Source organism: Candidatus Contendobacter odensis Run_B_J11 (genome assembly GCF_000531125.1).
Classification (GTDB): Bacteria; Pseudomonadota; Gammaproteobacteria; order Competibacterales; family Competibacteraceae; genus Contendibacter; species Contendibacter odensensis.
Window position 1 is genome coordinate 26,307 of record NZ_CBTK010000269.1, and the last position, 13,044, is coordinate 39,350.

General features: G+C 56.3%; 14 protein-coding genes and 1 pseudogene. 9 read left to right on the top strand and 6 right to left on the bottom strand.

Annotated features, from left to right (window positions below):
• Positions 1-16 precede the first annotated feature (16 nt).
• The gene (locus BN874_RS16285) at positions 17-880 is read left to right on the top strand and encodes a DMT family transporter (protein WP_034435291.1); all 864 of its coding nucleotides are present in this window, start codon (positions 17-19) and stop codon (positions 878-880) included.
• Between the two features lie 28 nt (positions 881-908).
• On the opposite strand, the gene BN874_RS16290 is transcribed toward BN874_RS16285, so the two are convergent.
• The 6 genes from BN874_RS16290 to BN874_RS16315 form a co-directional block, all read right to left on the bottom strand.
• Positions 909-1,778: a phosphoribulokinase gene (locus BN874_RS16290; RefSeq protein ID WP_034435292.1), complete on the bottom strand. Its 870-nt coding sequence runs from the start codon at positions 1,776-1,778 to the stop codon at positions 909-911.
• A gap of 72 nt (positions 1,779-1,850) precedes the next feature.
• The gene (locus BN874_RS16295) at positions 1,851-2,183 is read right to left on the bottom strand and encodes a Na+/H+ antiporter subunit C (protein ID WP_034435293.1); all 333 of its coding nucleotides are present in this window, start codon (positions 2,181-2,183) and stop codon (positions 1,851-1,853) included.
• Positions 2,171-4,954 carry a monovalent cation/H+ antiporter subunit A gene (locus BN874_RS16300; protein ID WP_034435295.1) on the bottom strand — a complete coding sequence of 928 codons (2,784 nt, stop codon included), beginning with the start codon at positions 4,952-4,954 and terminating at the stop codon, positions 2,171-2,173. The genes BN874_RS16295 and BN874_RS16300 overlap by 13 nt, the downstream gene beginning before the upstream one ends.
• A 104-nt stretch (positions 4,955-5,058) precedes the next feature.
• A complete protein-coding gene (locus tag BN874_RS16305) occupies positions 5,059-5,478 on the bottom strand; it encodes a type II toxin-antitoxin system HicB family antitoxin (protein WP_034435296.1) in 420 nt (139 codons plus the stop codon).
• Positions 5,475-5,648: a type II toxin-antitoxin system HicA family toxin gene (locus BN874_RS23830; protein ID WP_081756458.1), complete on the bottom strand. Its 174-nt coding sequence runs from the start codon at positions 5,646-5,648 to the stop codon at positions 5,475-5,477. Before BN874_RS23830 ends, BN874_RS16305 begins: the two co-directional genes overlap by 4 nt.
• A 181-nt stretch (positions 5,649-5,829) precedes the next feature.
• A complete protein-coding gene (locus BN874_RS16315) occupies positions 5,830-6,303 on the bottom strand; it encodes a VOC family protein (RefSeq protein ID WP_034435298.1) in 474 nt (157 codons plus the stop codon).
• A gap of 207 nt (positions 6,304-6,510) precedes the next feature.
• Here BN874_RS16315 and BN874_RS16320 point away from each other — a divergent pair, with 207 nt between their 5' ends.
• The 8 genes and pseudogenes from BN874_RS16320 to BN874_RS25815 all read left to right on the top strand — a co-directional run.
• Entirely contained in the window at positions 6,511-8,649 is a 2,139-nt protein-coding gene (locus tag BN874_RS16320) for a methylmalonyl-CoA mutase family protein (RefSeq protein ID WP_034435299.1), read from the top strand.
• Positions 8,649-10,829 (top strand): methylmalonyl-CoA mutase, encoded by a 2,181-nt coding sequence (scpA, locus tag BN874_RS16325; RefSeq protein ID WP_034435300.1) that lies wholly within the window; start codon positions 8,649-8,651, stop codon positions 10,827-10,829. The genes BN874_RS16320 and scpA overlap by 1 nt, the downstream gene beginning before the upstream one ends.
• 74 nt (positions 10,830-10,903) lie before the next feature.
• Positions 10,904-11,188, top strand: coding sequence for a DUF4258 domain-containing protein (locus BN874_RS23835; RefSeq protein ID WP_081756459.1), 285 nt, complete (start codon positions 10,904-10,906; stop codon positions 11,186-11,188).
• A 29-nt stretch (positions 11,189-11,217) separates the two neighbouring features.
• Positions 11,218-11,487, top strand: a complete 270-nt coding sequence (locus BN874_RS23840) for a YgiT-type zinc finger protein (protein WP_081756460.1) — start codon at positions 11,218-11,220, stop codon at positions 11,485-11,487.
• A 319-nt stretch (positions 11,488-11,806) separates the two neighbouring features.
• Positions 11,807-12,244, top strand: a complete 438-nt coding sequence (locus BN874_RS16330) for a hypothetical protein (protein ID WP_034435301.1) — start codon at positions 11,807-11,809, stop codon at positions 12,242-12,244.
• Positions 12,245-12,404: 160 nt separating this feature from the next.
• Complete coding sequence (locus tag BN874_RS23845) at positions 12,405-12,644, top strand: DUF4160 domain-containing protein (RefSeq protein ID WP_081756461.1); 240 nt, start codon at positions 12,405-12,407, stop codon at positions 12,642-12,644.
• Positions 12,616-12,870 carry a DUF2442 domain-containing protein gene (locus BN874_RS16335; RefSeq protein WP_081756462.1) on the top strand — a complete coding sequence of 85 codons (255 nt, stop codon included), beginning with the start codon at positions 12,616-12,618 and terminating at the stop codon, positions 12,868-12,870. Before BN874_RS23845 ends, BN874_RS16335 begins: the two co-directional genes overlap by 29 nt.
• A 38-nt stretch (positions 12,871-12,908) precedes the next feature.
• Positions 12,909-12,989, top strand: a pseudogene (locus BN874_RS25815) (type II toxin-antitoxin system HigB family toxin); the annotation flags it as partial.
• Positions 12,990-13,044 lie beyond the last annotated feature (55 nt).

Genomic DNA, 13,044 nt, shown 5'->3' on the forward strand with positions numbered 1-13,044 from the left:
GGCGCCGCCCGTTGTGATGAAACCCGGCGATCTGGCCCTGGTCCTGCTGGCCAATGCCGCCTGGTCGCTAAACTTCCTGGCGGGCAAGGCGGGCGTTGAACATTTTCCCCCACTGCTGTTTACAGCGCTGCGCTTCGCGATTCTGCTGTTCGTGCTGCTACCCTGGCTACGTTGGCTGCCAGGAAAAATGCGGCAGGTGCTGGAAATCAGCTTCCTGCTGGGAGTCTTGCACTTCGGTATGATCTTCGTCGGGCTTAAAGCCAGCGGTGATATTGCCTCCGTTGCCATCGCCAGTCAGTTGTATGTACCCTTCTCAGCGCTTCTGGCGGTGATTTGGCTGGGTGAGCGACTGGATCACCGACGGGGCGCGGGGATTGCCGCTGCCTTCGCCGGAGTGCTGGTGATCGGTTTTGATCCGACTGTGCTTGCCCATCTCGACGCCTTGGCGTGGATTGCCAGCGCCGCGCTGGTCATGGCGGTCGCCACTATTCTGATGCGCCGTTTAGTCGGCGTGAGCGTGTTTGCGTTGCAGGCATGGATCGGTGCGGTGGCCACTCCTTGTCTGCTGATCCTGTCGCTGCTGCTGGAACAGGGACAAATGGCGGCGCTGCACTCGGCGAGCTGGCTGAATTTCGCTACACCCTTCTACTCAGCTATCGGAGCTTCGCTGGTCGGTCATGGCATCGTCTACCATCTGCTGACCCGTTATCCGGTCAGCCTGATCACCCCACTGCTGCTGCTGGCTCCGGTGCTGGCGGTGATTTTCGGCGTACTGCTGTGGGGCGATGTCCTAACCTGGAAATTGATCCTGGGGGGCGTCATGACCCTGGTGGGCATTGCTGTCATCACCGTGCCGCCGCCCCGCGCGGTGCCGGGATAGTAAATCGGTACACCTCTGCATTCTGGATTCAGAATTCCCGGCGAACCAGTTGCTCGATTAGCGGTTGCAGAATGATTTCCATGGCCAGCCCCATCTTGCCCCCCGGCACCACGATGGTGTTGCGTCGCGACATAAAGGAGTCGTGAATCATGCTGGTCAGGTAGTGAAAGTCCGGCTGAATCTTCTTGGAATTCTTGAACCGGATCACCACGAAACTTTCGTCCAGGGTCGGAATGTCGCGAGCAGCAAATGGATTGGAAGTATCCACTGTGGGCACCCGCTGAAAATTGATGTCGGTCAGCGAGAATTGCGGCGCAATGTAATGGGTGTAGTCGTACATCCGCCGCAGAATAGCGTCAGTGACTGCTTCGGCGCTGTAACCACGCTCAGCGGTGTCACGGTGAATCTTCTGAATCCATTCCAGATTAACAATCGGCACGACCCCGATGAGCAAATCCACATAACGGGCAACATTAACTTGGTCAGTGACTACCCCGCCATGCAGCCCTTCGTAGAAGAGGAGATCGGTATCGGGTGGCACCGGCTCCCAAGGGGTGAAGGTGCCGGGCTTCCGGCCGTAGCGTTCCGCTTCTTCATGGTCGTGCAAATAGCTGCGCCGCAGACCCGCGCCGCGTTCGCCATATTCCATAAATAGTGCCTCCAGCCGGTCGAACAGATTGCCTTCAGGGCCGAAGTGGCTGAGATTGCGCCCCCCCTGCTGGGCGCGTTCGACCTGCTGCTGCATTTCCAACCGATCATAGCGGTGGAAGCTGTCACCCTCAACGATGGCGGCCTCGAAGCCGTCCCGCCGAAAAATATGTTCCATCGCCACCCGAACCGTTGAGGTCCCGGCACCGGATGATCCGGTAATGGCAATGATGGGATGCTGTTTCGACATAAACGCCCCGTACCCTGAAACTAAAACAGCGCTATTGTAGCATGACTTATGTTGCAGTGCGGCAAAAGCGGTTCAGGGATGGGTGCGACTCCCATCCACCTGATCGCTACCCAAGTCTTTCCGGGCGCGCAAGGCTAATACGGTCAAGAAGGCGGTCATCCCGAAACCGATGACAATCGCGGTCAGCACCAGCGCCTGTGGCACGGGATCGCTGTAATCCCAGCGCCCCGGCTCCAGAATCGGTGGCCGGTGCATCGCCAGTCGGCCCATGGCCAGCAGAAAGAGATTAACGGCATAGGACAGCAGCGCCAGCCCCAGCACGACGGTGAAACTGCGCGCCCGCAGCAGCAGATAGACCCCACAGGCCGTCAACAGCCCAATGACGCCAACAATCAGCAGTTCCATGCTCCCTCCGCCGTTTCAGATTGACCCAATTCCAGCAGGATCAGCATGACCACACCAACCACAATCAGGTAGACGCCGAGATCAAAAATCATGGCGCTGGCGATTTCAAACTCGCCTGTCAACGGAAAATGGAGATGGGCGAAGGTTGAAGTCAGGAAGGGGTGATCAAACGCTGTACTCATCAGGCCAGTCAGCGCGATCAGCAATAAACCCACCGCAATCAACCGCTGGTGATCGAAGCCCAACTTCTCAGCCGTCCAACGAAAATCACCGGCCAGATATTGAGTTACCAGACCCAGCGCCGTCACCAGCCCGGCAACAAAACCGCCGCCGGGCAAATTGTGCCCGCGCAAAAAAACGTAGGCTGCCAGGAGCAGGGTCACGGCCAATATCGGGCGAACACCCATTCGCAGCAGTAGCGGATGACGATCCGCATCCCTTGCCGCTACCGGTGGCGCGGTCGGCGTCGGCAAACCGCCCGCCAGCAGCGCCACGATGCCCAAAGCGGCAATGGCAAGCACGGTGGTCTCCCCCAATGTATCGAAGCCTCGGAAATCCACCAGGATCACGTTAACTACATTGGCGCCGCCGCCACCCGGCAAGCTGGTCGCCAGCAGATAATCCACCAGCGCGGTATGCGGCGCTCGGGTCAATACGCCCCAGGCTAAAATCGCTACGCCCAAGCCCACCATGATTGCCAAACCTGCGTCGCGGAGACGGCGGCTCAACGCCGATTCCACCATGGCTTCCGCCGGCAAAAACCGCAGCGCCAGCAATAGCAATATCGTTGTCACCACCTCTACGGTCAGTTGGGTCAAGGCCAGATCCGGTGCAGAGAAACGCACGAATGCCAGCACGACGACCAGCCCCACCACGCCCAGCACGATCAGCGCGGTCAATCGCTGGCGTTGCCAAAACACGGTCAGCAGCGCTGCTACCGCCAGCAACAATGCCAAGAGCAGGCTCAGGCCATCCAGCGGCTGCAACGGTACTTCACCGGTCAACTTCCCACCACTCGCCAGACCCCACCCACCAGCCAGTACGGCAGTGCCCAACAGCCAGGCTAGATAACATTGTAGTGAACCGTTTTCCAGCCAGCCGGTGATCTGGCGGGTAGCACTGATCACCGCCCGCTGACTGCGCCCAAACAGTATCTTGCCGACCGGCAGCGGATAGCGGTCGCGCAGACGGAATAGCCATTGCCGCTGCCCATACATGCAAGCACCGCCGGCTAAGGCTAAAGCGCTCATCAACAAGGGCAGGTTGAACCCGTGCCAGATAGCCAGGCTGTAAGGCGGCAACGGTCCCCCAACCACACTGACGGCAGCAACCGCCAGCATCGGCCCGACCGTGTACGCGGGCACAATGCCCACCAGCAAACAGACCACCACCAGAATTTCCACTGGCACTCGCAGGTAGCGCGGCGGTTCATGCGGTATACGCGGTAAATTAATCGGTTCGCCGTTAAAAAAGACGTCATGGATGAATCGAGCTGAGTACGCCACCGAAAACACCCCCGCCACCGTCGCCAACACCGGTAGCAACACACCGGCCCCGCCCAGCGCCGCTGAGTGGATGGTCTGGGCAAAGAACATTTCCTTGCTCAGAAAACCGTTCAGCAACGGCACCCCAGCCATTGCCGCCGCCGCAAGGATCGCCAGCACTGCGGTCTGCGGCATGAATTTGAATAATCCGTTCAACTGGCGCATATCCCGACAACCGGTTTCGTGATCGATGATCCCCGCCGCCATGAACAGCGATGCCTTGAAAATAGCGTGGTTGATGATGTGAAACACCCCGGCCACTGCCGTAAGCGGCGTTCCCAAGCCGAACAGCAGGGTAATCAGCCCGAGGTGGCTAATCGTCGAGTACGCCAGCAGGCCCTTGATGTCGTGCTGAAACAGGGCGGCATAAGCGGCGAACAGCAGGGTCAGCAAGCCAACGCCTCCCACCAGAAAAAACCACGGATCGGTATCGGCCAGCACCGGAAACAGTCGGGCCAGCAGAAACACGCCCGCCTTGACCATGGTGGCCGAATGCAGGTAGGCGCTGACCGGGGTGGGCGCGGCCATGGCCTGCGGCAGCCAGAAATGCAGGGGAAATTGCGCTGATTTGGTGAATACACCCAGCAGGATCAGCAGCAGGGTAGCGAGATAGCCGGGATGCTGCTTGACCGTCTCGCCCGCTGCCAGCACTGCCGACAATTCAAAGCTGCCGACGATATGGCCCAACAGCAGGAATCCACCCAGCAACGCCAGCCCGCCGCCGGCAGTGACGGTCAATGCCAGCCGTGCGCCGCGCCGGGCATCAGCGCGTGGATGCCAGTACCCGATCAGCAGAAAGGAACCAAGACTGGTCAATTCCCAGAACATCAGCAGGAGCAGCAGATTGTCGGCCAGCACGATGCCAAGCATTGCCCCCATGAACAGCAGCAGCAACGAGTAGAAGCGCCCCAGATTATCGTGTTCGGATAAATAGTAGCGGGCATAAAGGATGACCAGCAGCCCGATCCCGGTGATCAATAACCCGAATAGCAGCGCCAGACCGTCCAAGCGAAAGCTCAGGTTCAGCCCCAGTTCCGGCAGCCATTCCCAGCCGGCTCGCTGAACACCGCCGCTGAAAACGGCGGGTGACAGGAATAACAGCGCCGCCAGCGCCAGCGCTGTTACCAGCGCGGTAGTCCACGCGCCGGCGTTACGACCATCGTAGCGCTCAGCCAAAGGCGGCAGCATGGCTGCTAACAACACGATCAGAGGAATAAAAGGCAACATGGTGTGGGTTATCGAGAAGCAAAAGGCGGTTGTTCAGGAGGGAAACCAATTGTGCCCCTGGCGAAGCGTACCCACTGATGAGCGCGAGTGCTCATTAAGCGGAACTAAGCCAAACCGATGGTGAGGCGCTTGCCTAGCGCCGCTGCCGCCCGTTCCAGTTGTTTCAATGTAGGATTGCTCCCGGCGTGTTCCAGCCGTTGCGCGGACGGCCAGGACGTTTGCAGGGCGCGAGCCATATCCGCCAGTGTTTTGCCTTGAGCTTCGCGCGCCTGGCGCATGAGCAGCGCGGCCTGGGCGCTGGCTTGGGGGTACGCCAACGGGTGGCCTTCGTCAGCCGAAGGCGGCGGGATTGCCCGTCCATCTGCGAGGCGCTGTTCGATCACCAGTGACAGCACTTCAACCGCATTGAACGCCGCTTCTTCCAGGGTTGCGCCTTCGGTAAAGGCTTCTGCAAAATCAAGAAATTGGACCAGATAGCCATCGCCTTCCTGCGAATCAACAGTGTAGGGGTAAGCTGCATTCATGTGAGTTTGACTCCGGTTTGTGTCTCGATTTTCTTAAGCAGCCCGATACCCAGATCCTGGGAGCCGTGGACGGGAACCGGAATGGTAATGCTATCTTTTTTCAGCATGTGGTGACTGCCATTGACGCGAGTTTGCGTCCAGCCGTGGCGCTCCAGGATTTTGATGACTATGTGCCGTTCATGCTGTTAAATATATACTATATAAGATATATTAAGGTGTAAAATTTCTTGGCACTGCCCCAAAAAATCGCTGCCAGCCGGGGGGCCCGGCACCCTCAGTGGGTCAAACCGCCCACGCCTCTGTTTTCGAGCCTTGACTGCGGAAACAGAGGCGCGGCTGCCCACGTCGGGATCAAGCGACCTTAGCGAATGCTTCGATCACCTCTGGCGGAGCCTGAATCAGCTCAATCAACACGCCTTCACCGCATAGCGGGGTTGCGTCGTTGCCCTTGGGATGCAGGAAGCAAACATCGTAACCCGCCGCGCCCTTACGGATACCGCCCGGCGTGAAACGCATGCCCTTGGCGGTCAGCCATTCCACCGCTGCCGCTAGATCACTGATCCACAGCCCAATGTGGTTAAGCTGTGGCTCGTGAACCTTGGGCGCTTTGGTGGGATCAATGGGCTGCATCAAGTCCACTTCGACCTTGAACGGGCCGGAGCCGATGGCAGCGATATCCTCATCCACATTCTCGCGCTCACTGCGGAAGTTGCCGGTCAGGGTCAGGCCCAGCGTGTCAATCCACAGCTTGCTGAGTTTGGTTTTGTCCAGTCCGCCAATCGCAATCTGCTGGATGCCCAGCACTTTAAAAGGTCTATCGGACACAGGTATCTCCTCATGAGTGGGGGTTGCGGGGTTGGAAAAAGTAACAGACCTTTTTAGTATGTCATTCCACTTCACGATTGCAACCATAGCCTCACTACGGTCAGTTCACAGTCAGCCCGATCCCTGACCGTGATTTGAGCCATTCTTCAGTTATACTTTTTTGGTATTGCCCGCTCATCGCATCTTGGTTCCACTTGGAGGATACGCATGTCAGACCAGCAACTAGCGGACGCGGCCACCCCGACGTTCAGCGAATTTCCACCGACCCCCTACGAGGAATGGCGCAAGGTCGTCGACAAGTTCCTCAAGGGCGCACCGTTTGAAAAACGGCTGATCACCAAGACGTATGAGGAAATCGACCTCCAGCCGATGTATCGACGGGAAGATGTCGCGGGACTCCCACATCTCGACAGCCTACCCGGTTTCGCCCCCTATCTGCGTGGGACCAGCCCGCTCGGTTATGTCACTCAGAGTTGGGATGTCGCTCAGGAATTGCCTTGCGCTACGCCAGCGGAATTCAACGCCGCCTTGCGCGCCGATATGAGCCGGGGCCAGAACGCGGTCAATCTGGTGCTGGATCACCCCACTCTGTCCGGCGTAGACGCCGATCAGGCCCATGCGGGTGAAGTCGGTAAAGGCGGTCTGTCCATTTCCAGCGTGACCGATCTGGCGCAGGCGCTGGACGGCATTGATCTGGAAACCACCCCGATTTACATCCAGGCCAGCGCCAGCGCCCTGACCTTCACTGCGTTGCTGGCGGCGCTGGTCAAGCAGCAGGGCAAGTCCCTCGCCAAGGTGCGCGGCGCTGTCGGCATGGACCCGCTCAGCCAACTGGCCCGCGACGGTCATTTGTCCCGCGATCTGGATGGCATTTACGGCGTGATGGCGCAACTGACCACTTGGGCCGCTGCCAACGCGCCACAGGTGCAGACCATTACCGTGCAGGGCCACCCGTATCACAATGGCGGCGCCAGCACCACGCAGGAACTGGCTTTTGCGCTGGCGACGGCGGTTGAATACATCCGCGCCATGCAAAACCGTGGGCTGAGCATTGACGACATCGCGCCACGCATTCGTTTTTCGCTGTCGGTCGGCACCAACTTTTTCATGGAAATCGCTCGGCTGCGGGCAGCGCGGTTGTTATGGGCCAAAATTGTCAAAGCCTTTGGCGGTAGCGAACAGGCTCAGAAAATGAGTCTGCACGCCCGCACCTCGGCCTGGAACCAGACCGTCTATGATCCGCACGTCAACTTACTACGCGCCACCACCGAGGCGTTTTCCAGCGCGGTCGGCGGCTGCGACAGCCTGCACATCTCGCCGTTTGACGAGTTGCTCCGTACTCCCGACGAGTTCTCCCGCCGCATCGCCCGCAACACCCATACCGTGCTGCGCGAAGAAAGCCACATCACCCGCACCGTTGATCCGGCTGGCGGCTCCTGGTACGTCGAAAATCTTACCGATTCGGTCGGGCGCAAGGCGTGGGCGCTGTTCCAGGAGATCGAAAAGCAGGGCGGCATGGTCAAGGCGCTGGAAGCCGGTTGGCCGCAAAAACAGGTCGCTGACACCGCCACCAAACGCGCCGCGAACATCGCCAAGCGCAAGGATATTTTTATTGGCAGCAACATGTATCCAAACCTGAAGGAAACCCGGATCGAGCCGGAGGCGGTGGATTTTGCCGCCCGGCAGGCCGAACGGGCAGCCGCGTTGAGTCAGTATCGGGCCAGCGCCAACGCCGGTCAGAAACAGGCGGCGCTGGATACGCTTTCGCAAGGCGGTAATAAGGTTGAGGCCGCGATTCAGGCCGCGCTGGCGGGCGCGACCCTCGGCGAGATTGCCCACGCCGCCCGCGCTGATGCGAAAACCGGCCCGACGATTACCCCGATTTGCGCTCATCGTGGCGCTCAGGCGTTCGAGGCGCTGCGGGAAGCCGCCGAAGCCTACGTCGCTCGCGTCGGTCAACGCCCGCAAGTGTTTCTCGCCACCATGGGACCGCTGACCCAGCACAAAGGCCGCGCTGATTTCGCTACCGCGTTCCTGGCGGTGGGCGGCATCGAGACGATCTATCCGGCGGGTTTCACTACTCCAGATGAAGCGGCGGATGCAGCGCTGGCTTCTGGGGCCAAAGCGGTGGTGATTTGTTCCACCGACCCCACTTATCCCGAACTGGTCCCGCCGCTGGCGCAGAAACTCAAGCATGCCAATCCCGGTCTGATTGTGCTACTGGCTGGCTATCCCGCCGATCACGTCGAAGCGTTCAAAGCGGCGGGCGTAGATGATTTCATTCATCTGAACGCCAATTGCCAGAGCCTATTGTCAACCTTGCAGAAGAAGATGGGAGTCGCCTGATGAGTAACTCACCCGATTTCACCACGATGGATTATGGGGTGGAGTTTCCCAAGCCGAGCTTTGCCGAATGGCAGGCAGCGGTGGAGAAAGCCACCGGCAAGACGCTGGATCAACTGGTCTCCGCGACGATGGAGCAAATTGATGTTAAGCCGCTGTACACCCCGGACGACACCAAGGATTTGCAGCATTTGGGTTATGTCGCTGGCGTCGCGCCGTTTCTGCGCGGCCCTTATCCGGCGATGTATGTGACTCAGCCGTGGACGGTGCGGCAATACGCTGGTTTTTCTACTGCTGAAGAGAGTAATGCGTTCTATCGCCGCAATCTGGCCGCCGGGCAGAAAGGCTTGTCCATTGCCTTTGATTTGGCCACCCATCGCGGTTATGACTCCGATCATCAGCGTGTAGTCGGCGATGTCGGCAAAGCGGGCGTGGCGATTGACTCGATTCTGGATATGCGGATTCTGTTTGATCGCATTCCGCTGGATCAGATGTCGGTGTCGATGACCATGAACGGCGCGGTATTGCCGGTATTGGCCTTCTACATTGTTTCTGCTGAAGAACAGGGCGTTCCGCACGATAAGCTCACCGGCACCATTCAGAACGACATTCTGAAAGAGTACATGGTGCGCAACACCTATATTTATCCGCCCGATCCGTCCATTCGGATTATTGGCGACATCTTCTCCTACACCTCTAAGGAAATGCCGAAGTTCAACAGCATTTCCATCTCTGGCTATCACATGCAGGAAGCCGGCGCGACCGCTGATTTGGAACTCGGCTATACCCTGGCCGATGGGCTGGAATATATCCGTACCGGGATTAGAGCCGGGATGGACATTGACACCTTTGCGCCCCGGCTGTCGTTCTTCTGGGCGATTGGGATGAACTACTTCATGGAAGTCGCCAAGATGCGCGCCGGGCGATTGCTGTGGGCCAAGATCATCAAGCAGTTCAACCCGAAGAATGAGAAATCAATGGCGTTGCGCACGCATAGCCAGACTTCGGGCTGGAGCCTGACCGAGCAGGACCCGTTCAACAATGTCGCCCGCACCTGCATCGAAGCCTTGGCGGCGGCGCTGGGCCATACCCAGTCGTTGCACACCAACGCGCTGGATGAAGCGATTGCGCTGCCGACTGATTTTTCGGCCCGCATCGCCCGCAACACCCAGCTTTATCTGCAAGATGAAACCGCGATCTGCAAGGTGCTGGACCCGTGGGGCGGTTCGTATTACGTCGAAGCCCTGACCAATGAGTTGATCAAGCGGGCTTGGGGCCACATTCAGGAAGTGGAAAGCCTGGGCGGCATGGCGAAAGCGATTGAAACCGGCCTGCCCAAGATGCGGATTGAGGAAGCGTCGGCCCGGCGTCAGGCCCACATTGACTCCGGCAAGGAAACCATCGTCGGCGTCAACAAGTACCGGATGGCTAAGGAAGACAAGCTGGACATCCTCAGCATTGACAATACCGCCGTGCGCGAATCGCAGGTGCAACGCTTGCAGAAGCTGCGCGCCGACCGCGAGGAAAGCAAGGTCAAAGCCGCATTGAGCGCGATTACCGAAGCCGCTCAAAATGGTTCCGGCAATCTGCTGGAAAAAGCGGTGGAAGCGGCTCGCGTCCGGGCGTCGCTGGGTGAAATCTCCGACGCGATGGAGAAGGTGTTTGGTCGCCACAAGGCGGTCATTCGCGCCATTTCCGGGGTGTACAGCAGCGAGTTCGGCGAGGGCGACGAAATCGTCAAGGTGCGGGAGATGGCCGACGAGTTCGAGCAGCGCGAAGGCCGCCGCCCGCGTATTCTGGTCGCCAAGCTCGGTCAGGACGGCCATGACCGGGGTGCTAAAGTCATCGCGACAGCGTTCGCCGATCTTGGCTTCGACGTGGACATCGGCGCGCTGTTCCAGACCCCGGAAGAAGTCGCCCGTCAGGCGGTGGAAAACGACGTGCATGTGGTCGGGATGAGTTCGCTGGCCGCCGGGCATAAAACCCTGTTGCCGCAACTGATCGCGGAACTGAAGAAGCTGGACCGCGAGGACATCATGGTGGTCATCGGCGGCGTCATTCCCGCCCAGGACTACGAGTACCTCAAGGCCAATGGCGCAGCGGCGATCTTTGGCCCCGGCACGGTGATTCCGGTCGCCGCGCAGAAGGTGATCGCGGAGTTGAACGAGCGGCTGGCGGCGTGATGCGGTAAGAAACGGTAGGGTGGGCAATGTCCACCCTATTGATGCTTTTCAATTGGACTGAGAGTGCGTGACCCGTGCAACTTGATGATGTTATCGAAGCCATTCTCAATAATCGAGTCCGCATTACTGATCATGCTGACGAGGAAGCGCAAGCTGACTCCCTTGGATTCTCAGAGATTTACTTTAGTGTATTACATGGCGAAATTATTGAAGACAATCCAAACGACAAGCCTTTCCCAAGTTGTTTGATATATGGCGAAACATTCTCCGGCGAATCCGTCCATAGCGTTTGGGCCTATAATCCGGCTAATCGCTGGGCCGTTTTGATAACAGTTTACCGTCCTGATCCGCAGCGTTGAACTGATGGACGCCAAAGGAAGTCAAAATCATGATGCCTTTTACTCAGTGTCCTGTTTGCAGTGGCGAACTGGCCGAGAAGCAGGTCGAAAAATTATTACGAGGTGGTTGTCATACAGCCATGATCTGTGTTCCAGCCGAAGTTTGTTTGCATTGTGGGGAACGCTTGTATTCTCAGGATATCGTCAGGCGTTTTGAGCAAATCCGCACCAAACTGCAACGACAAGAGGTCTCAGAGTTTCAGCCTTTAGGTCAGTCGTTCCGAGTGGCTGAGAGTGGACTGACATATGATCATGCTTGAAATGGGGATTCCGGTTGCTACGCAGCGGATTGGCGGTGTGATACGGTAAGAAACGGTAGTAACCTTTGGTGCTAGTTCATTTCCGTTGAACAAAATCAACAGCTTACGGTTCATAGTTGCCAGCACTAGGGAACTTACTCCTAGTAAAATCAATATGTTACTGAATAAAATTAGCACCAGTGGTTAGTAATAGCAGTGTGGGCAAATGCCCACCCTACCTAACTCTAAAACCACATATAGGTAGTAATGCCAAATTATCTACCATATAAGTGATTAGAAGCCTTCTAAGCGAAAGTCCTAATTTTTTATGGAGTAGATAATGAAAAGTTATACGGATGTGGGTTTCGTCAATGCCGTCAATGCATCAATATCTGCTATAGATAATGCGGAAATTGCATTTCGCATTTTGATAGAAGCTATAAAATCACGTATTGAGTTGGTTGAGTGGGAAGAGAGATTAATATTTTTTTACGCGAACGCTTTTAAAGCACTGCAATTAGGCTTCTTAGAAATGGTTCAAAAAGCCAGAAAGACTGAAAGAAACTTTAATAAGGCTTATAATGCCTACTTGTCAGTGTATGACGTATATATGAGGGCATTTGAATTAGTTGAAGATTGTAGGGATACAGAGATAGTGCAGTCTAATCATAAAGCAGCAATAAATCTAATGGGAGCTTTAGGATTATATCACTCCATACTGTTAGGGAATGATTCTTCAGTAATTGAGCATCAGATCACGACTAAAAGGCTAGGGTAACAGTTTTCGAATTGGGTAGTACGTAGTGCGAGTTAGCACAGCGTAACCTGCCGAAATTAGACGGCTCTACAATCGGCGGGTCATGGACTCGCATCCTAATCTGCCTTATGTCTGCGATTTTCTTCGTAGAGAGTAGGGATAGTAATTATGAGTGATGCTTATGAGTCCAACTGTATTTCGCGAGCGAGGTTATCGGTTTTATTTCTTTTCGCGGGAAGAGCCAAGAATACACGTTCATGTGTATCACTCAAACGGCGAAGCCAAATTCTGGTTGGAGCCTGCTATTGAACTCGCTCAAAATTATGGATTATCTGCTCAGGAATTGCACGAGATAGAAAGCTTAGTGCGGTTGCGCGAACAGGAGATCAAAAATGCTTGGCGCAGACATTTCTCAAGTTGAAATTTCAGGAGTTACTAAGCATGGCTTTTGGTTACTTCTCGATGAGCAAGAGGAGCTATTTGTTTCTTTTTCAGAGTTTCCATGGTTTCGTTCAGCATCCATCGAGCAATTATTTAGCGCCGAGCGGCCACAATCTCATCATCTCTATTGGCCTGATTTGGATATTGATTTGCATGTCGACTCTATCCGTTATCCTGATCGCTTTCCTTTGGTTGCACAGCATTAATTAAACATCGCATAGAAGATATGTAAGGAGTTTATGAAATGCATATTATCACTCGAAAACGACTTAATGAGCTCGCAGAAAAATATCCTGATACTAGATCGGCTCTTGCTTATTGGTATAGCAATCATTTACAGGTTGTGGAATTTTTCAACACACCCTTCTGAAAAATTTATA

Coding starts and splice junctions, on each gene's coding strand:
- scpA (WP_034435300.1), top strand. CDS start 8,649: ATGAGTAACTCACCCGATTTCACCACGATGGATTATGGGGTGGAGTTT.
- BN874_RS16320 (WP_034435299.1), top strand. CDS start 6,511: ATGTCAGACCAGCAACTAGCGGACGCGGCCACCCCGACGTTCAGCGAA.
- BN874_RS16285 (WP_034435291.1), top strand. CDS start 17: ATGAAACCCGGCGATCTGGCCCTGGTCCTGCTGGCCAATGCCGCCTGG.
- BN874_RS16295 (WP_034435293.1), bottom strand. CDS start 2,183: ATGGAACTGCTGATTGTTGGCGTCATTGGGCTGTTGACGGCCTGTGGG.
- BN874_RS16335 (WP_081756462.1), top strand. CDS start 12,616: ATGCTTGGCGCAGACATTTCTCAAGTTGAAATTTCAGGAGTTACTAAG.
- BN874_RS16300 (WP_034435295.1), bottom strand. CDS start 4,954: ATGTTGCCTTTTATTCCTCTGATCGTGTTGTTAGCAGCCATGCTGCCG.
- BN874_RS16290 (WP_034435292.1), bottom strand. CDS start 1,778: ATGTCGAAACAGCATCCCATCATTGCCATTACCGGATCATCCGGTGCC.
- BN874_RS16305 (WP_034435296.1), bottom strand. CDS start 5,478: ATGAATGCAGCTTACCCCTACACTGTTGATTCGCAGGAAGGCGATGGC.
- BN874_RS23840 (WP_081756460.1), top strand. CDS start 11,218: ATGATGCCTTTTACTCAGTGTCCTGTTTGCAGTGGCGAACTGGCCGAG.
- BN874_RS23845 (WP_081756461.1), top strand. CDS start 12,405: ATGAGTCCAACTGTATTTCGCGAGCGAGGTTATCGGTTTTATTTCTTT.
- BN874_RS16330 (WP_034435301.1), top strand. CDS start 11,807: ATGAAAAGTTATACGGATGTGGGTTTCGTCAATGCCGTCAATGCATCA.